Source organism: Leptospira fletcheri (assembly GCF_004769195.1).
GTDB lineage: Bacteria > Spirochaetota > Leptospiria > Leptospirales > Leptospiraceae > Leptospira_B > Leptospira_B fletcheri.
Genome location: NZ_RQET01000001.1, coordinates 281,218 through 304,511, shown reverse-complemented (window position 1 = coordinate 304,511; position 23,294 = coordinate 281,218). Strand labels below are relative to the sequence as shown.

Annotated in this window: 22 protein-coding genes and 1 pseudogene; 7 read left to right on the top strand and 16 right to left on the bottom strand. The window is 47.7% G+C overall.

From position 1 onward, the window contains the following. Window positions 1-19: 19 nt before the first annotated feature. Window positions 20-579 (top strand): annotated as a pseudogene (locus EHO60_RS01370) (YbhB/YbcL family Raf kinase inhibitor-like protein). Window positions 580-638: 59 nt separating this feature from the next. Here EHO60_RS01370 and EHO60_RS01365 read toward each other — a convergent pair. Both EHO60_RS01365 and EHO60_RS01360 read right to left on the bottom strand, forming a co-directional pair. Next, window positions 639-2,102, bottom strand: coding sequence for a PilZ domain-containing protein (locus tag EHO60_RS01365; RefSeq protein ID WP_135766362.1), 1,464 nt, complete (start codon window positions 2,100-2,102; stop codon window positions 639-641). After that, window positions 2,083-3,900, bottom strand: coding sequence for a PP2C family protein-serine/threonine phosphatase (locus tag EHO60_RS01360; protein WP_135766361.1), 1,818 nt, complete (start codon window positions 3,898-3,900; stop codon window positions 2,083-2,085). Before EHO60_RS01360 ends, EHO60_RS01365 begins: the two co-directional genes overlap by 20 nt. A gap of 336 nt (window positions 3,901-4,236) precedes the next feature. Between EHO60_RS01360 and EHO60_RS01355 the strand changes: the two genes are divergently transcribed. Continuing rightward, window positions 4,237-5,169 carry an MBL fold metallo-hydrolase gene (locus tag EHO60_RS01355; RefSeq protein WP_135766360.1) on the top strand — a complete coding sequence of 311 codons (933 nt, stop codon included), beginning with the start codon at window positions 4,237-4,239 and terminating at the stop codon, window positions 5,167-5,169. Window positions 5,170-5,225: 56 nt separating this feature from the next. Here EHO60_RS01355 and EHO60_RS01350 read toward each other — a convergent pair whose 3' ends face one another. From EHO60_RS01350 to EHO60_RS01330, 5 genes are all read right to left on the bottom strand, one after another. Next, on the bottom strand, window positions 5,226-6,197 hold the full coding sequence (locus EHO60_RS01350) for an NAD-dependent epimerase/dehydratase family protein (protein WP_135766359.1): 972 nt from the start codon (window positions 6,195-6,197) through the stop codon (window positions 5,226-5,228). Between the two features lie 45 nt (window positions 6,198-6,242). Then, window positions 6,243-6,905, bottom strand: coding sequence for a dienelactone hydrolase (locus tag EHO60_RS01345; protein ID WP_246028086.1), 663 nt, complete (start codon window positions 6,903-6,905; stop codon window positions 6,243-6,245). Between the two features lie 30 nt (window positions 6,906-6,935). Beyond that, window positions 6,936-7,643, bottom strand: coding sequence for a Crp/Fnr family transcriptional regulator (locus EHO60_RS01340; protein ID WP_135766357.1), 708 nt, complete (start codon window positions 7,641-7,643; stop codon window positions 6,936-6,938). A gap of 129 nt (window positions 7,644-7,772) precedes the next feature. Beyond that, a complete protein-coding gene (locus tag EHO60_RS01335) occupies window positions 7,773-8,504 on the bottom strand; it encodes a LytR/AlgR family response regulator transcription factor (protein WP_135766356.1) in 732 nt (243 codons plus the stop codon). A gap of 1 nt (window position 8,505) precedes the next feature. Continuing rightward, window positions 8,506-9,909, bottom strand: coding sequence for a PAS domain S-box protein (locus EHO60_RS01330; protein WP_135766355.1), 1,404 nt, complete (start codon window positions 9,907-9,909; stop codon window positions 8,506-8,508). Between the two features lie 301 nt (window positions 9,910-10,210). On the opposite strand from EHO60_RS01330, the gene EHO60_RS01325 reads away from it, so the two are divergent. From EHO60_RS01325 to EHO60_RS01315, 3 genes are read left to right on the top strand one after another with little or no spacing between them, the layout of a single operon-like run. Then, window positions 10,211-11,026 carry an efflux RND transporter periplasmic adaptor subunit gene (locus tag EHO60_RS01325; RefSeq protein ID WP_135766354.1) on the top strand — a complete coding sequence of 272 codons (816 nt, stop codon included), beginning with the start codon at window positions 10,211-10,213 and terminating at the stop codon, window positions 11,024-11,026. A gap of 6 nt (window positions 11,027-11,032) precedes the next feature. Further along, the gene (locus EHO60_RS01320; RefSeq protein WP_135766353.1) at window positions 11,033-12,292 is read left to right on the top strand and encodes an ABC transporter permease; all 1,260 of its coding nucleotides are present in this window, start codon (window positions 11,033-11,035) and stop codon (window positions 12,290-12,292) included. 1 nt (window position 12,293) lies between these two features. Beyond that, a complete protein-coding gene (locus EHO60_RS01315; protein WP_135766352.1) occupies window positions 12,294-12,992 on the top strand; it encodes an ABC transporter ATP-binding protein in 699 nt (232 codons plus the stop codon). Between the two features lie 23 nt (window positions 12,993-13,015). Here the strand turns inward: EHO60_RS01315 and EHO60_RS01310 are convergent, their stop codons facing one another. Continuing rightward, a complete protein-coding gene (locus EHO60_RS01310; RefSeq protein WP_135766351.1) occupies window positions 13,016-15,271 on the bottom strand; it encodes a hybrid sensor histidine kinase/response regulator in 2,256 nt (751 codons plus the stop codon). A 177-nt stretch (window positions 15,272-15,448) separates the two neighbouring features. Next, complete coding sequence (locus EHO60_RS01305) at window positions 15,449-15,715, bottom strand: helix-turn-helix domain-containing protein (RefSeq protein ID WP_135766350.1); 267 nt, start codon at window positions 15,713-15,715, stop codon at window positions 15,449-15,451. Between the two features lie 280 nt (window positions 15,716-15,995). Here EHO60_RS01305 and EHO60_RS01300 point away from each other — a divergent pair, with 280 nt between their 5' ends. After that, a complete protein-coding gene (locus EHO60_RS01300) occupies window positions 15,996-16,271 on the top strand; it encodes a hypothetical protein (protein WP_135766349.1) in 276 nt (91 codons plus the stop codon). Window positions 16,272-16,273: 2 nt separating this feature from the next. Here the strand turns inward: EHO60_RS01300 and EHO60_RS01295 are convergent, their stop codons facing one another. From EHO60_RS01295 to leuC, 3 genes are all read right to left on the bottom strand, one after another. Beyond that, on the bottom strand, window positions 16,274-17,206 hold the full coding sequence (locus EHO60_RS01295; RefSeq protein WP_135766348.1) for a lysophospholipid acyltransferase family protein: 933 nt from the start codon (window positions 17,204-17,206) through the stop codon (window positions 16,274-16,276). 113 nt (window positions 17,207-17,319) lie between these two features. Then, window positions 17,320-17,946 (bottom strand): 3-isopropylmalate dehydratase small subunit, encoded by a 627-nt coding sequence (gene leuD, locus EHO60_RS01290; RefSeq protein WP_135766347.1) that lies wholly within the window; start codon window positions 17,944-17,946, stop codon window positions 17,320-17,322. After that, window positions 17,943-19,352 (bottom strand): 3-isopropylmalate dehydratase large subunit, encoded by a 1,410-nt coding sequence (gene leuC, locus EHO60_RS01285; protein WP_135766346.1) that lies wholly within the window; start codon window positions 19,350-19,352, stop codon window positions 17,943-17,945. The genes leuD and leuC overlap by 4 nt, the downstream gene beginning before the upstream one ends. 110 nt (window positions 19,353-19,462) lie before the next feature. Here leuC and EHO60_RS01280 point away from each other — a divergent pair, with 110 nt between their 5' ends. Further along, complete coding sequence (locus tag EHO60_RS01280) at window positions 19,463-20,344, top strand: LysR family transcriptional regulator (protein WP_135766345.1); 882 nt, start codon at window positions 19,463-19,465, stop codon at window positions 20,342-20,344. 34 nt (window positions 20,345-20,378) lie between these two features. Here EHO60_RS01280 and EHO60_RS01275 read toward each other — a convergent pair whose 3' ends face one another. The 4 genes from EHO60_RS01275 to EHO60_RS01260 form a co-directional block, all read right to left on the bottom strand. Beyond that, window positions 20,379-21,377: an alpha/beta hydrolase gene (locus tag EHO60_RS01275; RefSeq protein WP_135766344.1), complete on the bottom strand. Its 999-nt coding sequence runs from the start codon at window positions 21,375-21,377 to the stop codon at window positions 20,379-20,381. A 90-nt stretch (window positions 21,378-21,467) separates the two neighbouring features. Next, a complete protein-coding gene (gene crcB, locus EHO60_RS01270) occupies window positions 21,468-21,854 on the bottom strand; it encodes a fluoride efflux transporter CrcB (protein ID WP_135766343.1) in 387 nt (128 codons plus the stop codon). Window positions 21,855-21,971: 117 nt separating this feature from the next. After that, on the bottom strand, window positions 21,972-22,610 hold the full coding sequence (locus EHO60_RS01265; RefSeq protein ID WP_135766342.1) for an NAD(P)-dependent oxidoreductase: 639 nt from the start codon (window positions 22,608-22,610) through the stop codon (window positions 21,972-21,974). 124 nt (window positions 22,611-22,734) lie between these two features. Continuing rightward, entirely contained in the window at window positions 22,735-23,232 is a 498-nt protein-coding gene (locus EHO60_RS01260) for an Rrf2 family transcriptional regulator (protein ID WP_246028085.1), read from the bottom strand. Window positions 23,233-23,294 lie beyond the last annotated feature (62 nt).

Genomic DNA, 23,294 nt, shown 5'->3' with positions numbered 1-23,294 from the left:
TAGAAACTGGGAGGTTTTTATGATTCGATCAAAAGTCGGGCTTGCCCTTGGGGCGTTGGTCTTTTTCCTTTCGGCCGCATCGGCATTCGCTGCGGATCTGAAAGTGAGCAGTAAGTCTCTGAAGGAAGGGGGCACATTACCAACGAACAGGTGTTCAACGGATTCGGTTGTTCGGGAGAAAACGTTTCACCCGATTTAGAATGGTCGGGCGCACCCAAAGACACGAAGTATTTTGCGGTTACCATGTACGATCCCGATGCACCGACGGGAAGCGGCTGGTGGCACTGGGTCGTATTCAATATTCCGGCTAACGTTACCAGTCTAGCAGCAAAGGCAGGAAACGAAAAGGGACCTTTGCCTGCCGGAGCGATCCAAAGTCGGACGGATTTCGGTAAACCGGGATACGGCGGACCTTGCCCACCGCAAGGACATAAACCTCATCAGTACATTTTCCGAGTGATCGCGCTCAAAGATAAGGTTCCTTTGGACCAGGACGCGCCCGGAGCGATGGCTGGATTCTATATCAATTCTCTAAAATTGGCGGAAGGGAAGCTGTCCGCAAAATTCGGAAGAAAGTAAAGGTTTGCGGGAGCGTTGTCGGAGGAGATCGCTTTCGGGATCCCTCCGGCTTTTCGGAATCAATTTTTACTGGGCGAACTTTTGGTGAGATAAAAGAATTTCTGCGGAAAAGCGTCGTCTATCACTCCGACCGTCTTCGGACCGGTAATCGTATCGGCAAAGCCGACCAACTCTTCATCAGTTCGATAAATCAAACCCCAATCCATCACTTCCATAATCCCGATTTCATCGGAATCCGCCGAAAAGTTTCCTAAGAAAATCTCTCCCGTCGGATTCAAAATGGAATACAAGTGGGAGCAGATTTTTTGGGCAGTGCGAGTTTTAATATAATCGAAAAGTCCCGCGGAATAGATCATGTCCATTTCGGAAACCGGTACGTACTTTTTGGGATTGGCCGCAAATCTGGAAATCTCTATGTTCAAACAATGGAAATCCAGTTTCTTCTTGCTACGCAAAAGAGCGATTCGGATTCCGTGCTTCGCTTCCGTGATCGCTCTCGGATCCTGATCCAACAGAAAGATGCTCAATTTGTCCAATAAGGATTGATCGGCGTTTCGAACAAGAGTTACGACTTCTCTTGCAGGGCCGCAAGCCACCGATAGTACATAGATCTTATCTTCGGTCTTTTTCAGACGATCCAGTATGGTTCTGTAAAAGAAATTCTGTCTGTGAAAAACCGCCTGCGCGGATTTCAGATTCAAGGTGCACTTGTGCAGACTCTTTCCCAAAAGGTTGGTGCCTTCGTTCGTGTTCCTATAGATGGCGTCCATCATTTCGAAATCGCCGGCATAACCTAACGGCTTTAACGTAGCTCTTTTGACGAACGGATCTAAGAACAGGAACTCCCTCAATTCCTGGCGGATGTACTGGAAGTTGTATCCGATCTCGTTCGGAGGAAGTTCGTGGTAAAGATCGTTGGATTTCTTCTTTAGAAATTCATAAATCGGCTGGAGGAGCATGTAAGTAGCTTCGTAAATTTCCTCCTTCAGATTGTATCCCACCGCGTATTCATAATCGTTCAGACTGGACTCCAATTGGGCCAATAAGGGAGCGATCGCCTGGATTTTTTCCTTGGCTTGGAACACGATGGACAGAGAACCGCTATGAGGATTTTTGGGTTCGTCCGATTCGATCTTATTCTTGATTCCTAACAGGGAATCATGAAGAGTCCGAAACAGTTCCAAGTGAATCGGCTCGTCGAACTGTACGCCATATTCGTAGCCGGATTCCGATTCTTTTTCCCAACGGATCACTCCGCTTAACTTTCGACTATAATGGATTACATCCGTATAGATACTCATTTCCAACGCAGATCCGACCGCGTCGGACACGGTGATCGGATCGGTATGAAAGATTCTCGTGCCGTGTTTCGATACGTCCCGAAGAACCGCGTTTAAGGAGCATTCCTGTCCGTTTAAGGAATGGATTCGGTATTGGCAGCGGTACGTGGGAACGAAAACTTCCTCCTTTGGGAGTTGCTTTTCGATCGCTTCCGCGATTTGGTTAGACGAGGTTTTTTCCATTTACGTGTTTCAGCCGTCCTAAAAGATTTAGCGCGATCGGATTTTCCGGTTCGTGAGAAAAGACGTCCCGAAGAAGTAATTCGGCTCTCTTGGAGTCGCCTATCCTTCTATAAGAATCCGATAATACGATCAGATTGTTCACATGATTGGGATTCCGATTCCGGAATCTTTCCCCGTATTCTATGGAATCTTTATAGTTTTTGTTTTTATTCAGATTTTTGGATAAAAAATACAGATAATGGGATTCGATGGGAGAAGCTTCCACAATTTCCTTTGCGGCTTCGATCGCCTTGTCCATATTCCCGTTTTTGAGTCCGTCCGCTACGATCTGTTTTAAGTGGTCCAGTCTAGGAGAAGAGGAATCCGCTCCGGATCCATTCTGAGAAGGGGATTTTTGAGTGGCCTTGGGCGGGTTGAACGTGATCTTTACAAGCGAAAGGTCATCTATGATGTCTCCGGATTGTTGGAGCGCGGATACGATTCCGTCTAGTTTGCCTTTTCCGCTCTCCACCTTCTCCAAAAAGAAGTTTTCATCCTCCACCATTCCTTTGGCGTTAATCGAGGGGTCGAAGACCATGAGGTCTTCCCGGCCATCCGAACCTAAGATAATCGCATCTCCCGGATGCATCTGGAAAAGGCTCACGAACAATTTGCTCCTTAATTCCAGCATTCCCACTTTCCGGAAATAAATTTGGGAATCGATGAACGTTGCCTTTCCGTCGCGGTAGAGGACGGGAAAGGGATGTTCCGCATTTATGTAATATACTAGTCCTAACTCCTCGTCGATCAATCCGATCACCATAGAGATCATCATCGCGCCGTCGAAGCTCTCGAACGTCTTTTGCAATTCTATGACGGCGTTTTTTAGCCAGCGCTCGGGGTATTGGTTCTGTAGAACTTCCATCATCTTGGTTCTTTGGACCATGGCATGGAATACCGCACCGAATACGATCGCTCCCCCCGCTCCCTGTAGGGACTTTCCCATCGCGTCCGCATTTACGAAGACAGCATAGCTTCTTCCTTTTAAGGTGATCACGTTGGAGACACTGATATCTCCTCCGATCTCCTGGCGCCAAGTCTTGAATACGAATTTCTTTTTCTGACTGGTAAAGAATTCGATATTTACCGAGTTGCTTTTGGCTAGGTTCAAGCTTAACGGCTGTAATACCAAAGAGGTGAGGAAGTAATCCCCGTCCTGTTGGGACTTTAAATTGCTGATCATGTCCATCTTCTCGAATTCGGATTTGGTCAGGGAGAATTTAAAGTGCGCAATCGTCACCGAAATCACGACGGTTCCTAACATAAAATACAGGTTATTGATGATGGAAATGACCTGGTATTCCGGATCCAACAATAGGTTGAGGACTACGTACTGGGCGACGATGATGAAACTGTTCAGAGCCCCTTTCCATGCGTTCCAAGGTAGGAAAAGGTTCACCGCTATGAGAACCAGGTTCAGTCCGGCATAATAGGAGGATTCGAATCCGCCCAGACGGGTCGTCATCAGGGAAATGATTCCTCCTACGATGAAAGTGAACACGTACGCATGAATCGCATTCCAAGGATTCGGAGGAGAATATTTTAAAATAATGAATTGGGCGAGAACGATTAGGCTAGCGGCGGCTCTCAATGTGAAAAAATACGTCAGGTTTTGGTCCAGGTAATTTTTAGGAATGATGAAATAATCCAATCCACCGAAAATCGGGACCAGCGTGAATCCGAGTACGCAAACGATCTGAATCCATTTCTTTTCCAAAGTCCAAACGAATTTTTGAAAACTCTGTTCCTGCGCGAGCATGTATATGTTCCTTAAAAGAAAGTGAGTTTAGGATCGGATTCTTCTTTTTTTATGCAAAAAAGACTAACGTTTTCGAACATCGACTCGAACAAAGCGAGAGGGTGTGAAAAGTTCAGCTATTCTAATCAAGGATAAGGCAACGTCAATAAATAATTAATTCGAACAAACACAATGTTTTCTTTTAAAACATTTATTTTGAATAACGATTCCGAAATGTTACGAGATTGAGAAGGTCCCGTCTTTCGTTGCGGTGCACCAGTTGCAGGTTTGGCGAATGGGGCTTCTAAACGAACGAAATTCCCTTGCTTTCCAGGCGAATTTTCCGAGTCTGTTCGTATGAAATTTTTCGGACTCTCCGTCTTTTTGGCACTGCTTTCTTGTTCCGTTACATCGCATTCTTCCTTCCAAGTGGTACGAGGAAAACCCGGAACGTTGGCGGAAGCTCCTCTCGTGGAAAAAGGACCGGTCGGTTTTCAGAAGATCGTTTCCGCGGATTGGGCCGTGGACCGCGGCGGACTGATCAATTTGAAAGATCCGAAGGCCCGGGAGGCCAAATTGGAACCGGGAAAGGAACCCATTCAGATCTATTTTTACGTGATCGATCATCCCAAGTTCGGCCGTTACGTGATCGATACGGGAGTGGCGGAAGTATTCAGAAAGGATCCGAAAGAATGGCCGATTTCCTCGATCGTAGCCTCCGCAATGAACACCGCCGATCTGAAAATTCACGTTACTTCGGAAGAATGGTTGAAGAAAGAGAACAAAAACGTGAACGGCATTTTCTTAACCCATATGCATATGGATCATATTATGGGAACCTTGGATTTTCCTTCCGGAACTCCGATTTTCACCGGAAAACAAGAAAGCACGAAGAGAAATTTCCTGAATCTGTTCGTTCAAGGAACCACGGATCGATTGCTAGGTCCTGCTCCCGCTTTGGAAGAATTGACTTTTACCGAGACGGAAACGGCTGCGGCCAGAGTGTTGGACTTTTTCGGAGACCAATCCTTTTATATCCTGCAAGTGCCGGGACATACCGTAGGGAGCCTCGCGTTTTTAGTGCGTAGCAGTAGCGGTTTGCAATTGGTAACGGGGGACACCTGCCACACCCGCTGGGGGTGGGAAAATTCCGTGATCCCGGGAAGTTTTACGGCAGATCCGGAAAGAAACCGGGAAAGCCTGGATTTCCTGAAGGCTCTCGCCGCGAAATATCCGAAGATCCAGGTTCATCCCGGACACCAATCCATTCCGGCGGAACAGAAAAAGTAGAAGTCAAGAACGGATCGGGCTGCCAATGAATCTCGGAGCCTCGATCCGACAGAATTCTAATGTTTAACTTGTACCTTCATCGCCTCTAATCCGGAGGATACATCTACGACCGGTTCGTAGCCCAACTCTCTCCGGGCCTTGTCGATCTTGATCGTACATTCTCTTCCCATAATATCCGTTGCAAAACGCATTAGAGGAGGCTCCTTCGCGATTCGGAAAAGACGCCAAACCCCTTCCACGATCCATGCCAGAGTCCCCGCTAATGCAGAAGGAACGGAACCGCTCGGCAATTCCACTCCTTGCGTTCTCATCATCTCCGTCAAAAAAGAGCGGAAGGGTTGGTCCAAACCGTCCGTGACGAAATAGGCATTCCCTCCGTTTCCTTTCGTGAGCGCAAGTTCCGTTGCGTGGACCAGGTTTCCGATGTACGTGGTGGAAGTCTTGGCCTTGCCTCCGTCGATCCAGAGAAATTTCCCTTCGGAAACCATTTTTAGAAGTACGGGCAAAATCGACGTGTCTCCCGGCCCCCATACGAATCTAGGTCTTAAAGAGAAAGTTTGAAACGTTTTTGAATTTGCAGCTAGGACGGCTTGTTCGGCCGCCGCTTTCGTTTCGCTGTACAGGTACGGAGTGGATTTGGGGTAGGGGTAGGTTTCGTCGATTTCGACCATATTTTGGCCGTGGAACAAGGCGGCTTCCGTGCCCATGTGAATGAATCTTTTGATTCCTGCGGATTTGGCTGCTTCCAGCAATTGGAGGGTTCCTTCCACGTTCGCATCCCAAAAATCCTTTCTTGTTCCCCAAGGCCCTACGAAAGCGGCGCAATGTACTAGAGCGTCCACTCCTTTCAAAAGGGAAGGATCGACGGAACCTAGGCTTCCTCGAACGACTTGCGCGCCCATGGATCGCAATGCTTGGTCGCTGGTTTCGGAACGGGAAAGGGCTAAAACTGTGTGCTTTTTGGAGATGAGTTCTTTTGCGATCGCACCTCCGACGAATCCGGAAGCTCCGGTAACAAATATTTTCATAGATTCTCGTTAGACTGTAAGAATCCGAAAAAGTACGTAAGATTGTTACGGATCTACATGATCCAACCAGACTTGGATTTTATCCATCGCCTGTTCCCATTTTTTTTCTTCCGTAAAAGAGCCGGAAGACAATTGTACGATCTCCAAGTCGCGCTCGTTCCGGACGGGTCGAAGAAGCGATTTCTCCATTTTTTTGATCCTCCGTACGTCAAATCCTCCGTAGATCAGTAGTACAGGCATCGCCAGTCGGATCGAACCGTCCCCGTCCAAACCGTCGGGATTTCCGGACACGGAAATAATTCCATCCAGCTCCATCTTCTTTTCCAGGACGGCTTTGACTACATAGGCGACCGCGTCGTAGGAGGCGCAGCAAAAAAGGTGAAGGTTCTTGGTCTTATTCTGGGAACGTAACCAGGCCACCACGGAGAAGAGTCGGTCCCTGAGTAGAATCGTATCCACTCGGTTGAAAGTGATCGATCTTTCTTGGATCGTAAGCAGGCTTTCGACTTGAAGAGTCGCTATATTTCTGGAATGTAATTTTTCGCACAACTTGCTGAAGTGAACGCTGGCTAGATTGCCCAACCTTTCGGATATACCTTCTACGAGGAGTACCAATTTCTTCGCGCCCGCGGGTAGATCCAATCTTGCGGAAACAGATACCAAATGGACGGGAATAGTTAATTGGGAAGATTCGACTTTCGTTTTCACGTCCACTGTTTTCCACCCGAGCAATCGGTATTAGATCTCCATCAGTTTTAGGAGGGCGTCTTCGTTTCGAATCGCTATGAAATTCTTATCTATTTCGATCCAACCTTTCGCCTTCAGATCGGCCAGAGCCCGGACCAGGGTTTCCGTTTTGGATCCTATCGTAGTAGCCATGACTTCGCGGCTGAATTTTACGTTGATCTCGGATCCATATTTTTCCTTGAGGGAGAGTAGAAACTCCGCAAGTTTGGAATGCACTTGTTTCGTTCCCATCGAGTAGATCCGATTCTCGGCGGATTTGCATTCTTTGGAGATGTATTTCAGGATCGCGTTTTGGAAGCGGTAGTCCTGGTTGAATAGCTGTCTGGCGTCTTCCCCATTGATGTAGATCACGACGGTATCTTCGAGGCATTCCGCAGTTTTATTGTAGGAGTCTTCGGAAATCGCGTCTCTGAGTCCGACCCAACTTTCCGGAGAGTAGATTTTCAAGGTCTGTTGTCTTTGGCCGTTCGGAGAGTCTTTGTAAGTACGGACGGTACCGCTTAAAATCAGATAAAACCCTTTTGTTCCTTCTCCTTCGGAAAATAGGATGCTTTTTCTGGGGAATTTCAGGGTCCGTTTTCCGAGTTTCTGCTCTAAAAGATAGTTATAAAGATCTTTCGAACAAACCGGGAACGTGGACCAGGCGGAAACGGAAGGGGTTTTCTCTTCTTCGATTTTATATGCTAAGGCGGTAGCCATAAATCAATACCTCGTTTGTCCTTTGTTGCTTGGACAGGTATTTTATACGGCAATTCGCTTCCCCAGTCAACGGGCAGGGGGTCATTCGATCAATCCGGAGGGTTTTCGGCGGAAATACAGGGGCAAAATCTAGAGGAGTTCCTTGATTTTGGAGATGTATTTTCGGCCCACAGGAAGTTGGGTCTCCTCCTCGTCTTTGAGAAATACGGTATAATTTCCGGTACTATCGCTCTGGAGTCGTATCAGGTATTCCAGATTAATGACGAACTGTTTGAAGATGCGTAAGAACTGTCTCGGAGGCAGTTTCGTTTCCAGCGCCTTCAGGGATTTGTAGGTCACGTATTCTTTGTTTTCCGTATGGATGATACTGAAATTATCTCTCGAAGAAATGTATACGATGTCTTTGTAAGGAATCAGGAAATAATTTTCCTTTTCTAAGATGAATAGACCGTGCTCGTTAAAGGAGTTCTGACTCTCGGCTCCCTGCTTTCCGATGAATTCCAGAGCTCTGTCCACCGCCTTGTTGAATCTTTCCCGCGAAAACGGTTTGAGTAAGTAATCGATCGCTCCGAACTCGAATGCCTCTATCGCCTTGTCTCGAAGAGAAGTGATAAACACGATGTAAGGGATTTTTTCCAGTTTTTCCAAGACCTCTAATCCTGAGAGCTTGGGGAGATTGATGTCCAGAAAAACGAGATCGTACCGGTTGCTCTGAAGGGATTCCAAGGCTTCCTGCCCGTCCTTCGCAAGTCCGGCAAGTTTGAGTTCGGAGCGGCCCAGGCAATAGTTCACGAGCAATTCCCGAGTCGGGGCCTCGTCCTCTACGATCAATATTTTCAACTCTTGGGCCAGCTGGGACATTCTACCTCCGGAATTCCGAACGGTTCGGCTCTTCAAAAAGCACCGTGACCACGGCGCCTCCGTCCGGATGGTTGTCTATTTTCAATTCGGATCCGATCAGGTAATATTTCAAACGTTCCGAGATATTTCCCAAGGTTCGGGAATGGTTGACGGTGGATTTGAGTCCTTCTCCATTATCGCGGATCGTGATCACCGTTTTTTTGCCTTGGATTTTCGCGTTCACCCAGATTTTTCCCCGTCCTTCCTTGTCCCGGATTCCGTGGATATAGGAATTTTCCACAAGAGGTTGCAGGATCAAAGGGGGGAGTACGCATCTGCTGAAATCTCCTTCTTTCGTGAGTTCCACGTCCATAAAATCCTGGAATCTCAATTTCAACAGATTGATATAATTTTCCATAAACTGCCATTCCACATCGAAGGGAACCAATTGTTTATTCGCGTTATCGATTAAAAATCTGTAATTTTCCGCTAACATCAGAATGGCGGAATCCGCGAGAGAGGAATTCGTTTCGAGGTAGGAATGGATGATACTCAAAGTGTTGAATAGAAAGTGAGGGCTCATCCGATCCTGGAAGGTTTTGAGAGTGTTTTCAGCTTGGCGCGCCTTTTCCTCGGCTTCCTTACGTTCCGTAATTTCGTTTCGTATGACCAAGTACTGGATGGGTTTGCCGTTTTCATCGAAGATGGGGGAGATCGTAGTATCCACCCAGTAAATCCTACCGTCCTTGGCTCTGTTTCGGATTTCCCCTTTCCAGATTTTTCCGCGGGAGATGGTCTGCCATAAATTCCGGAAAAACTCCTGATCGTGAAAGCCCGAGTTGACGATGCGATGGTTTTGCCCCAACAATTCCTCTTTGCTGTACCCGCTGATCTTGCAGAAGTTATCGTTCGAGTAGATGATCGTTCCTTTTTTGTCGGTGATCGCTACGATGGATACTGCGTTGAGAGCGGTCTGGAAATCGGAAAGGATCTTTACCGATTTATGGAGGTTTCCTTCCACCTCCACACGTTGCGTGACGTCAACGCCTACGATCCAGTTCTTCCAGCCCGGAATGTGCGCCCGGGAAGGAATCCTGGACCAGGAAACCGTTTTGGATTCCTGAGTCTTGGTCTGGAGTTCGATTTCCCAATTTTCAAAATGGCTGTCGGATTTTAGAAAGATGTCGGTGACCGTTTTCCGATATTCCGTGTTGGGCAAAAGGGAGGCAAAGAGGGCTTCCGAATCGGAGACTGCTTCTTGGAAAGTGAATCCAGTGATCTTTTCCAGTTCCCGGTTCCAAAATACGATCCCGGAGTTTTCGTCCATGGCCATAATGAGGACAGGGATATTCTCCAATACACTCTGGATCGCGACGTCGCCTTCGAGAGTTCTTTGGTCGGTATTTCCGTTTTCTTTTTCCGGCATTTTGAAAAAATCGCTTTTGTTGCGAATTCGTTTCCGAAACGATTCCATACTATCATTTCGGGCAGACAATTGTCAATATTCAATTTGACGTTTTTTCGTTTTCCGTATTTCGTCGAATTCGTATCTATTCGATATATTGATAGAAAAGTTCCGTAATGCGGAAACCTCCGGAGATCCTTCGGGCAAGGAACACACGTGGTGGAATTTATTCGATGAATCATTCGTATTTCGTTTTATTCTAAATTATTTATTGGAATATTCTGTATTTTTGAATCTGATTTTATTTTGCGAAGGTAGGTGAATGGATCGAATATTTAGTTTTCTCAGGTTTTTTTCTTCCTCTCGAAAGGGGAAGATCTTATTCATCGCCGCCGCCGTATTCATTTTACTTTTTTTGTCCACCCTCGTTTGGAGGTTGGGGTTCCATGGTGATACGGTTCACCCTAAAAAAGGGCCGATCGTGGAGTTGGTATATGCGCTGGGAACAGTCAAGTCGGATCGAGTGTATCACTTGAAGTTCGGAATCGCCTCCTCCATACAAAAGTTATTCGTGAAGGAAGGGGACATCGTATCGCAAGGGGCAAAACTTCTCGTTTCGGATTCCGGAACCCTTTTTCAGGCTCCGTTTACAGGTACGGTCACCACGTTTCCTTACCAGGAAGCGGAAGTCGTCATGCCGGGAATTTCCGTTCTTACCATGATGGATCTAAAAAAGATCTATGTTTTACTATCCTTAGACCAGGATTCCATGCTTCGCATCAAGGTAGGGCAACCGGCTCAGTTGAGTTTCGAAACTTTACGTGGAATCAAATTGGCGGGCAAGGTCACGAAGGTATACCCTTCGGACGGACAGTTCTTTGTCAGAGTGGATGTGAATGAAATGCCGGAAGGAGTTCTTCCCGAAATGACGGCAGATGTGGCGGTCGAAGTCGCAAAAAAAGAAGAGGCTTTATTGATTCCGGTTTCGGCCATCCAGAAAGGCAGGATTAAAATCAAACGGAGCGGAGATACGATTTGGGTACCTGCAAAAGTGGGGGCAGTAGACGGGGAATGGTGCGAGGTGTTGGAAAATTCCGTTCTTTCTACGGATACCGTGTACGTCCAAGAGGAGAAATAAGAGGCCGTGTGGTTTTTAGCGATTCGTCAACTGCTCAATCGCCCGCAGCAGACCGTGCTGACTTTCGTAGGCATCCTCCTCGGTACGGCGGCTTACTGCGTTTTTTCGGGGATCATGGTCGGATTTCAGGAATACATCACGGATCAGCTCGTCAATAACGACGCGCAGATCCGGATTTCTCCTAGAGACGAGGTGATCCGTGAACAATCGTTTTACGGACTTTTTTATCCCGAGACGACCTTTTTAAAATGGGTGAAGCCTCCTTCCGGAAAGCTGGACAATACTCAACTGACGAACGTGAACGGATGGTTCCGAAAATTGGACCGGGACGAAAGGGTGGAGGCCTACGCCCCGCAGTTGAACCGGCAATTGATCTTTAAGTTCGGAAAACAAAGCCTTCCCGGCAAATTACAGGGAGTGGATCCGATCCGGCAGATGAAGGTTACGACCATCGGAAATTACGTGGAATCCGGAAATTTCAAGGATTTGGATCGAGGCGGAGACATGATCTTTGCCGGTTCGGGGCTCTTGGAAAAACTGGGCGCGACTTTGGGAGATACCGTTCATATCGTTACCGACGACGGAAGGACAGCGAACGTAAAAGTGGGCGGAGTGATTCACGTAGGCAATCGTATGATAGACGACACTGCAGCGTATGCATCTCTTCGGACCGTACAGAGAATTACGCTTTCCACAGGGGTCGTTTCGGAAATCGCGATCCGTCTGAAGAGGCTGGATATAGCCGCCGACATGGCGACGGAATGGGCTTTCTTTACCAGGGACAAGGTGGAGAGCTGGGATCAAACCTATGAAAACGTCCTCGCGGTATTTAAAACACAAAATATTGTGCGGAACACGACGACGTTTACGATCATGTTGGTAGTTGCATTCGGAATCTATAATATATTGAACATGGTGGTGAATCAGAAGAAAAGGGAGATCGCCATCCTGAGATCGATAGGGTTCGACGAGAACGACACGATCCGTCTTTTCATCATCCAGGGGTTGCTTTTGGGAATCGTAGGTTCCTTGGCAGGCTTAGTGCTCGGCGCCATAGTGTGTTTCTTTTTGGACGGATATCCGATCGGAAATACTTCCTCGTCCAAGACGCAGATGATGTCGAATGTGATGCGGATTTCTTGGGACTGGATGATTTATCTGAAAGCGTTCGGATTGTCGGTAGGATGCTCCGGGATTGCGGCCTATATCCCCGCTAGGTCCGCTTCCAAACTTTCTCCGGTGGAGATCATCCGAGGAAGCGCCTGATATGAATCTGGAGAAAACGGAATATTCCATTTCCTGCAAGAATCTTCGCAAGAGTTTCGGAGAGCCTCCGATCGAAGTGATCCGGGGAGTGGAGTTTGGGCTGAAAAAAGGGGAGTTCGTTTCCCTAACCGGTAGATCGGGATCGGGGAAGTCCACGCTTTTGTACATGCTTAGCGGTTTGGACGAGCCTAGCGACGGTCAGGTGATCCTGGACGGAAAGGATCTTTTCGAGATGAAAAGCCTGGAAACCCACCAGTTCCGAAACGAGCATATCGGGTTTGTCTTTCAGTTCCATTATCTTTTGCCCGAGTTGACCGCAATGGAAAACGTTCTTATGCCTGCTCGTAAGGTGAACCAACAAGGACTTAAAAAGGAGTATGCCAGACAGCTTTTCAGCGAATTCGATTTGGAAAATTGTAAGGATAAATTTCCTTCACAGATGTCCGGAGGAGAGCAACAGAGGACGGCGATTGCGAGGGCGCTCATCATGAATCCGAGTTTTCTTTTTGCCGACGAGCCTACCGGAAATTTGGACACAGCTAACGGAGATAAGGCGATGGAAATTTTCCGAAGAGTGAATCGGGAAAACAATACCACGATCCTATTCGTAACCCACGATCCGGACTATGCCGCGCTTGCAAACCGGCAAATTCGTTTGGTTGACGGAAAAGTGGAATCCGATACGGTACAAAAGCACTGATTGGGAACGGACGCGGAGTCGGTTTATACCGTCTTTTTGAACCGAGATTTTCCCAGGATCTCATTGATTTCCGACGCTTTGTAAGGTTTATCTAAAAAGCCCCGTACTCCTTTCAGTTGCAGGGATTTCTTCTTTTCTCTTTCGATATTGCCGGAAGTGACTATAATGGACGCTTGCGGATTCAAATCGAATAATTGGCAAATCAGAGCTTCTCCGCCCATTCCTGGCATTTCCAGATCCGTGATCACTACGTCGAATTTTTCCGGGCCTTTTTTGTATAAGAGGATCGCTTCCTCGGCGGTTTTGCAGGTTTGGACTTCCGCGCCCATGAGTCTCAACAGTTCTCCGAGCGCCTCCAAAACCAACTCCTCGTCGTCCACCAATAGGGCGCTTAAATCCAGATGATTCGATTTTTCTAATATATTATTTTCCTCTTTCGATTTCGAATGGACGACCGGAAAATACAACGAAAACTTTGTGCCCTTCCCTTTTTCGGATTCCACCGAGATGAAGCCGGAATGTTCCGTAACGATTCCGCGAACGATGGAAAGCCCTAAACCCGTTCCGTTCTTTCCTTTCGTGGTATAAAAAGGTTCGAAAATCCTGTCCTTGTAATCGTCTTCTATACCGACGCCGGTATCCGCTATGTCCAGTTCCACATAATTCGTTTCGTTCGCGCCGGGAAATTTGAGGCTTAGGGTCTTTCCGTCCACGATGCCTCCCTGGACGGAGATCCGACCTCCGTTCGGAAGAGCGTCCCTTGCATTCAGGATCAGATTCATCACCGCCTGGTGCAGGTGACCCGAGTCCGCTAAAATAACCTTATCGAGGGAGGAAAAGTTCGTTTGGAGGGATATGTTCTTAGGTAAGGAGAAGCGCATCATATCAGTCACTTCTTTTAATAACGGGGGGAGAGAGGTCGGTTTCATTTCCGAGGAGACGGGGCTCGAAAAAAGGAGTAATTGTTTCGTAATTCCCTTCCCGCGACCACAGGCCTCTATGATTCTTTCCGAATGCCTTTTTAGCTCGGGGTTCGAAGACGATAACGTTCGTAGGACTTCCGCAGTCCCTAAGATCATTGTTAATAGATTGTTAAAGTCGTGCGCGATTCCTCCGGCCAAGAGGCCGATACTTTCCATTTTTTGCGCCTGTCTGAGAGTTCGTTCCGCAGCCGTTCTCTCCGATACGTCCCTTACGATCCCTTGCAAAAGTCCGGAGTCGAGATATTTTGCGCTGATCTCTACGGTGACCAAGGTCTTGTCTTTTCGGACCAGACGGCGCTCCAAGATCATCATCTTTCTGTCCTGTAAGTCGAAGAAACGGAACGGCATGCCGGAAAGGTCTTCCGCCTGGACCAAATCCGTTAAATTCAATTTCAGTAATTCTTCCCGTTTGTAACCCAGCATTCTGCATCCGCTGGGATTGACTTCTAAAAGTTTTCCTTCGGAGTCGGCGATGAAAATTCCGTCGGAGGCGTTCTCTACAAGATCGCGGTATTTGTTTTCGCTCTTTCTTCTGCCTTCCTCCGATCGTTGGTATTGGAGAGAAAGTTGGACTAGGTAGGCCGCAAAAAAGATCAGTCTCAGGTCACGTTCCAGAGGAGCCCGTACGGTTTTATAATAGATAGCGAAAGTTCCGATGATCTTTCCCTCCGGCGATCGGATCGGGGTGGACCAGCAGGCGAGTAGACAATGCTTGATAGCGAGATGTTTGTAGTCCGCCCAAAGCGGGCTCGTCCGGATATCCTCCACGATCACCGTTTTTCCTGTATAAGCGGAGGTGCCGCAGGATCCGGCCTTCGGTCCGATCGGAAATTTTTCCAAAGAGCGGAGGTATTCCTGAGGAAGACTGGGGGAGAGGACCTTTTCGGTCCGGGCTCCGAGCGGATCCAGAAGTACGACTGATGTAAAGGTATCGGGGGAAAATTGTTCCACCGTTTCCATCAATTTGATCAACAATTGGTGGAGAGGAAGGGAAGCATCGAGTCCGTTGAATAGGCATTGCAACAAGGCTTCTGCACGATTCTTTTCTTCCAGAGACCTGCGTAGTTCGCCGGGATGGGAAAAAGTTTTGGTCCGGAAAAAAAAGGAATTTTCCTTAAAACCGATCTCTAATCCGACCCAAAGTCCTAGATGCAAAAAAAGGACGGTGTAGGCGCCAAAAGAAAGGATGTCGGTAATTTTAGGAGAAAAAGGAGGATCAAGAAAGTGCAAGTAGAAGAGGAAGCATATCGTAAAAGAGATGATTCCGAGCACCAATCTGACTCCAAATTTAGCCATCGTTGATACAGTAACATATTCAAATCGGCTAAGCAATCTTTCGGTTGGAAATTTGCAGGATAAAATCCCGATTCTCGGGCCGGTTCGGGATGTTTCCATTCCGGATGGGCCGGTTTTTCGCGGTTTCTCGTAGGTGAAAAAAAGATTGTACAAGCGCTTGGAATTGTGATTCCGGCTTTAAATAAATATTTCCGCCGAGGTTTCAAAAATTTCCGCAAGCTTCCTCGCCAAGTCTTTCCCGATCATCAGTGTTCCTTTTTCAAGGGAGGTAACGTATTCCACACCTACGTTTCCTAGCTTCTCAGAAAGTTCTTTCCGGGAATATCCGTGGATCCGTCTCAAAGCACGGACGAAAAGGCCCGGATATACGTATTTCAGGTTCGGTCTGGAGCCAAGGTAGCTTCTCTCTTCCGTCTCCCATTCCAGCAATTCTTCGTTTTCCATGAGATTTCCTCCCTCCCATCTCGGATACAAATATGACCACGACATAAGCCGGAACAGGTTACAGTTCCGCTACATTCGCGTTTGAATTCCGAATCCGAAAGATCCGCGAGCGGTCGCCCGCTTTATTGCGTTTCGTTTAGCGTTCGTTCCCTCTTTCGATTCCTAAGAGAGAAAGGGATTTGCGCCGGTCCCTTGGAATCGTTGATTTGAAAGAGAAAGAATAGTAGAATGATTCGGATCTCTCTATCTTTCGAACCGTTTTAAGTTTGGAATTTGGTTTATGAATACGATATGGAAGAGTAAAAGCGTACGTGCGTGCATTCTGTTGCTTCTCGGGTTTTTAGGGACTTGCAGCAATTTGGATGATTTGTACGGAACGGGGAAAAATAAGAAACACAATAAAGACAATTGTAATGCTGCGACCGGAATCTACCTGGCCTGTCTGAATGCGAACGCCGGAGCATACGCGAGTTCGAATTGCAATTCCCAATACCTATTGGTTTTAGGTGCGTGCAGCTCCGGTTCGGGCTCCGGGGGCGGAGGGGGAGGTTACTGATCCTACTCGGATTCTCCCTCGGACTCCTTGATCTCGACTCCCCATCCTTTCAGAGTTTTTAATACGAACTCCAAGAGGACTTCCTGGTTTTTTCGGGAATCCTGTTCGGGAGAAAGAGGGGGATCGAACTTGAAATGAATGACTCTGTCCCGGTACAGACTTCCTATGTCCTTCATCCATTTTCCGTTTTCCCAAAAATCGGTTTTTACGGCGAACGGAACCACGGGGACTCCTGCACGAGAGGCGAGCTTTACGGCTATGGAATTGAATTCGTTCGGATGAAAGGTTCTGGTTCTCGTGCTCTGGGGAAAAACGACGATCGAAGTTCCGCCTTTTAGGATTTTGGTTCCCTGTTCCAGGACTTTTACCAGATCTTCTCTCGGGTTGGTTCTACCTACGGCGATGGGATTCCTGGATCTCATGATCGGACCGAACAAGTTGCCTTTGACGAGGCTTTCCTTTACGACGTAGGTGACCGGACGATGCGGAACTAGAAAGAACGGAAATACGAACGTTTCCAAAACGCTCATATGATTTCCCGCGAAGACCACAGGACCTTTCGGAGAGATCGCGTGTTCCAATCCTTCGATCAAGAATTTTCCCTGGCAACCTTCCAGTACGTCCAGGATTCTACCGGAGGATTCCAACCAGACTTCGTCCGTGTATTGATTCTCCAGGCATTGTTTCCTACTGGCAAAAATCTCTCCGAAATACCCGATCAAAAATGCTAGGTCGCTCCCTAGTAAGAATCGGTCTAGAAGGCTGCGTTTCCGGTCCGGAGGAGTTTCGTATCGCAACGTGACCCCCTCCTTTAGATGGATGGGCGAACCCAGAGATTGTCTATCTAACCGAAAAATTCCGCTTCGAACCGATTCCGGAGGGATTTCCACGAACGGTTTTTTGATTCTAAGTTCCGGCTCATTCGATTCGTTCATTCCAGATTCGCTCCAGGCCTCGGCTTCTTGAGATAGGGAAGAAATTAGACGGATAGGATAATTTTCCCTCGTTTCCTTGTCACCATTAAATCCCGGGCTTTCGTCCTGACAATTTACCGAACCGCATTCGGCATCTGAAAGGATCGGTTCTTGAAATATCGATTCTCGAATTCTCGGATCGTTTCGGATTTGTCCAAGGTCAAGTCCACGTCGTCCCAACCGTTCCGGATTCTTTGGATCGAATCCTCGTCCAAGTCGAATCCGAATTTAGACCGGTTCGTTCCGAGAGTTTTATCGGAGAGATCTATGCCGACTTCCACAAAGGGATCCGAATCGATTTCTTTCCGAAGTGCTTCCATTTCCGGTTCGCCTATCATTAATAAGGCGATTCCGTTTTTAGGAGAATTGATCGAAAAGATGTCCGCAAAGGAAGGCGCGATGATGGCGCGGATTCCGAAATCGGCAAGCGCCCAGGGCGCGTGTTCCCTGCTGGAACCGCATCCGAAATTCGGCCCGACCAATAGTATGCTTGCGGAAGCGTAGCCGGGTCGATTCAGGATGAAATTCGGATTCGGGATTTTGCCTTCCTCGTCCGAGTATCTCCAGTCGTGAAAGAGATGCTTTCCAAAACCGCTACGTTCTATCTTTTTCATGAATTGCTTCGGCAGAATTTGGTCCGTATCTATATCCGCTCTCAGCAAAGGCGCCACGACTCCCTTGTGTTTCGTCCAACCGTTCATAATTCTTTCCATCCTCTTACGTCCGTAAATTTTCCTTGGATCGCGGCGCCCACGGCCATTGCGGGACTCACTAAGTGGGTCAGACCGCCGCGTCCCTGTCTCCCTTCGAAATTTCGATTGGATGTGGAAGCGCAACGCTCGCCGGGGAGAAGAATGTCGTCGTTCATCGCCAAGCAGAGAGAGCAGCCCGGCTCTCTCCATTCGAAACCCGCATCCAAAAAGATCTTGTCTATTCCTTCCGATTCCGCCTGACGTTTGACTCGGCCGGATCCTGGCACCACGATTGCCTGGACCTTCGGATGGACTTTTCTCCCTTTTGCGAGTTTTGCCGCAGAACGCAAATCTTCGATCCTGGAGTTCGTGCAGGAACCGATGAAAACCTTGTCCACTCCAATGTCCTCCATCCTGGTACCCGGAGTCAGCCCCATGTAATGTAGAGCTTTTTGCGCGGTTTCTTTTCGTACAGGATCCTCTATGTCATTCGGAAACGGAACTCTGCCAAGGACGGAACCTGTCTGGGAAGGATTCGTTCCCCAGGTTACCTGCGGTTCCACTTCGGATACATCCAAGAATACGGTCTTGTCATACATAGCGTCCGGATCGGAACGTAGGCTTAACCAGAAAGAGACCGCTTCTTCAAACGACATTCCTTTCGGGGAAAGTTCCGTTTTTTGCAAATATGCGAACGTCTTTTCGTCCGGAGCGACCAGTCCGGCTCTCGCTCCCGCTTCGATGCTCATATTGCAAAGAGTCATCCGTTCCTCCATGGAAAATTCCAGCACCGCTTCGCCGGAATATTCCATCACATATCCCTGTCCTCCGTCGGTTCCGATTTTTCCGATCAGAGACAAGGCTACGTCTTTAGCGGTGATTCCGTTCTTCAGTTTTCCGACCAGAGAAACCAGCATGGATTTGGATTTTCTTTGTTTCAGGGTTTGAGTTGCGAACACGTGCTCCACTTCACTTGTTCCGATACCGAACGCCAAGGCCCCGAATGCACCGTGAGTCGCCGTATGGGAATCTCCGCATACGATCAGATTTCCGGGAAGGGTAAATCCTAACTCCGGAGCCAATATGTGTCCGATTCCTCTATCTACGTGGTCCCATCCGAAAAGTCGGATCCCGAATTCCTCGCAATTCCGTTCGATTGCTTCGATTTGGCGTCTGGACACGGGCCCTGCCGCGTTTTTATCCGTCCGATTCCGAGTGGAAACATTATGATCCACTACCGCAAGAGTCAACTCAGGGTGCTTGACCTTTCTGTTCCGCTGTCTTAATCCTTCGAAAGCCTGTGCGGATGTGACTTCGTGGACCAGATGCCTGTCCACGAAGAGAAGATTTTCTCCATTTTCCTCGCGGAGGACGGAATGTTCCTCCCAAATTTTGTCGTAAAGAGTTTTAGGCACGATACGTTCCTCCCGATATCCCGAATGATAACAAAATACTTAATATAACACAAATAGATTAGACTAATATAAACTATAAGTAAAAGTTATATATTTATAGGGGGTGAGGAATGGAATTCAGACAAATCGGTTACTTTCTCGAAATCGTAAAGAGCGGAACGTTTCAAAAGGCAGCGGACCGTCTCGGGCTCACCCAACCCGCCATGTCCAGACAAATGGCTCTCTTGGAAAGGGAACTGGGTTGTGTTCTTTTGCATCGAGGTTCTAGGGCAGTGAGGATGACCGCCAAAGGGGAATTGTTTTTGTCCTATGCGGAACGGATGAAGGATTTGTGGGCGGAACTAAAGGAAGGTATGAAGGAACCCGGAAGAGAGCTGAGCGGAACGTTTTCGATTTCCGCCGGCGGAACCGTTTCCGCATGGATTCTTCCGCAGATTATCAAGAGAATTTTAACTGAATATCCTGGTTTGTCCCTTTCCGTGAGAGAAGGGGACGCGCAGGAAACCAAGGATAGCTTGTTGGGCGGGGACGCCGATCTCGGGATTTTGACGGGTCCGGTAAACGAACCGGGTTTGGTGGAGATGGAATTCCTTTCCGACAGGATCGTGCCGGTGGCTTCGAGAGGGCATGAAATCTTTCGTAAGAAGAGGATCCGGCTTTCCGATCTGGAGGATCAGCCGTTCGTTTATTTTCATCCGGCTTCCGCTGTTAGGCGAGCTGTGGAAAAGAAGACCAGAAAATTGGGAAAAAAGTTCCGCCCTAGGATCGTTATGGAATTGAGGAGCGTGGAATCGGTCGTCAAGGCTTTGGAGACTGGGTTGGGAATCGGTTTCTTATCGGAATATTCCGTCGGCAAAGAACTGAAGAGGTTGGAACTTCCCGAACTCTTTGCGGAAAGGAAGTTTTATCTCTGTCACAGAAAATTCGTCCGTTCCGGATTGTCCCTACTTGTGGACAAAATCCGGTCTGCGGCTTCCGTTGTTCGTCCGTAGAGGTTCGAGGTTCCTGAAAATGAAACGGAATTTCCTATTTTACATCCGCCTTTTTCAGAAAATCCAGTACTGCGGCTTCGACTGCCTCCTTGTCGGAGGAAACGTGTTTAGAAGTCAGAACGTGATGTCCTTCCCCGATCGCGATGGAGCGATTCAAGGGATTCTTACCGGACCCTCCGAATTTGGAAAAGCTCTCCAGCATGGCCGGAACGCTCGCGACCTTATCCTGTTTATTTTCGTCCTTATAATAATATACTAATAAACTTGGTTCCGTTATCTTTTCGAATGTGCCGCTCGAAACGATCATTTTTTTGGCGTTCGCGATATGCGTTAAGGAGTCCAGATACTGGTCCTTGTACCAAAAATCGTAATATTTATCCCCGATTCCGTCTCCAGAGACTCTGGTGGGAGATTTCCGGATTTTTCCGTTGATCGCTCTGCCTAAAAAAGGTCCGCCAGGGTAATAGAAGATTTTGGCAAGAGGAGCGGCGAAGTCGTAAAAAGGGGAAAATAAAACTAGGGCATGGATTTTGTCGGGATACTTAGCGGCTAAGTAGGTGGAGATCAATCCTCCCATGCTGGTTCCGACGAGGACGATTTTGTCTCCGAGTTTGTCCATCATGAGTAGGCTTTCTTCCGCGGTTTTCAAATATTCTCGAAAATCCGTGTCGCGGTGATCCTCGTTGTTGGTGCCGTGTCCCGGGAGCCTTAAATAATAGAGATTGGCTTTCAATTTTGCCGCGACTCTATCCATGGATTCTTCCCCTTCCGCTCTAGAGGCTCCGAATCCGTGAACGTACAAAATGGCAACTTTCGTTTTTCCCGGAGAGTGCCGGACCAACCTTTCTTCGTTTCCGGGTTTTCCGCCTTTGCTCTTCGTTTCCGCCAGTTTGCCTCGGTAAAAGGAATCGAAGTCGGCGGGAAGAGAATGTTGGGGGTATTCGTAACTGGGAATGCTGGTGTAATAGGCGCCGGTATAGGAAATTCCAGTAACGACAAGGATCGCGATCGTAATTTTAAGCCAACGTTTCAAGTTCTCTTCCTAAACCGATTTTAAGTTTTCGAAGTTTCCTTTTTTCGAATCGGATGGCAAGCGTTTTCGCTTATTGCTCGCCTGCAAAAATCAGAAAGATTTGAGAAAGGAACCTAACCAAATTCCGAACGCGGTTCCGAAGAGGCAAAGTGCAAAGGTCGCGAAAGAATAAAATAGAAAGGAATGATATTCCCCAGCCCTTAGGAAAGCCAACGATTCGTAACTAAAGGCGGAAAAAGTGGTAAAACCCCCGCAAAATCCGGTGGCGAGAAAAATACGAAACTCAGGAGAAAGGAGCCCGGTTTTTTCCGAAACGGCATAGACCCAACCGATGAGAAAACTTCCGAGTGCATTGACGAGAAAGGTTGCAAATGGAAAGGGGGGTTGATCCTGTCTTGCTACGTTCAACTGGATGGAATATCTAAGTACGCTACCGATGGCTCCGCCAAACGCGACGTACAGATAAGGCAAAATCATAAGAGAAGAATTTCCGGGAAGAGGATATAGAAAAGAATTTTTTCCCGAATTTCTATTCGGGAAAAAATTTCGGAATTCCGACGGCTCTGCGGAAAATTCGGATTGGGAACTGAGTTTCTAATAGGCGAGAGTGAATCTTTTGCCCTGGTGTTTCGGGGATTCGATTTCGTCCAGCAGAGCCACCGCGAAATCCTCTACGGAAATTTTGCTGTTTCCTTCCGAATCCGTTACCAGTTCCTCCAGGCCCAATCTGAACTTTCCCGTACGTTCCCCGGGTGAGATGAAGGCGGCCGGGCTCAGGTAGGTCCAGTGAGTTGCCCCTGAGTTCTTTAGGATTTCTAAAAATTTCCTATGTTCTAGTGCGGCCGATTTGTAGGCCTCGGGAAAATTGGGAGTATCGACCAATTGTACATTCGGTGCGATGTACAGACTTCCGGCGCCTCCTACTACGTACATTGGGGTTTTTCCCGCTTTGGAAGTACCTTCTAATAGAGACTTGGCAACGGTACGAAACCAGGAGGGATCGACTCCTTGGGGCGTATTGACCGAGCATACGACCGCATCGGAGTCTTTTGCAAGAGAAGCGACAGAATCGGGGTTCCCTATATCTCCAGGTTGTTTTTTCAAGTTCTTGTGTTCCTTTTTCAAGTTTTCGGGATGCCTCGCCACCGCGATCACCTCGTGTCCTCTCGTAAGAGCTTCGTTTACGATCCTTTGTCCGATCATTCCAGTAGCTCCATAAACGGTGATTTTCATTCTTTCCTCCGACTTCCGGGATTCTAAGATCCGAAATTACTTGTAATATGTATTATTACAAGTAATTTTAAAAGAAGTCAAAGAGAAAAATCGTTTGTTACGGGAAAGGGAGAGAACGCCTTTTTTAGGCGCCTTTTTTCTTTTCTTCTTCGATGTTGAGGAGTACGTGAGCCAGGGTAAAGTCGTTCAATTTTTCCTCTAGAGCCTTTTGGGCATCTTGGAAGATCCTCACGAGCGCTCCTTGGATTCTCTTGCCGACTTCGCATTTCGGATTCGCTTTCGCGTGAATGGAAAAAAGTTCTTCGGAAGATTCCACAGCTTTGTAGACTTCCAGTAAGCGGATCTCTTCGGGACACCTTGCCAATTTAGCGCCGGGAACTCCCTGACGAGTCTGTACAAGACCTGCCTTTTTTAATTTTCCTAAAATCCCTCGGATCACGACAGCGTTGGTCCCGATGCTGTTGGCCATCAATTGGGACGTAACGTCTTCTCCTCCCTCGGTTCGTATCAAGGAAAGAACGTGAATTGCAATGGAATATCTGCTTGGGATGGACATGGGAAGGAGTCCTACATGAAATCCTGGTTTTGCCGTTCTAGAATGCAAGGACAATTTTACGTCCAAACTAGTGCTCTTTTTCCGTTCGAGAAATCTGAGAAACGTTTTCAATTTCGGTCTTTCGTTTT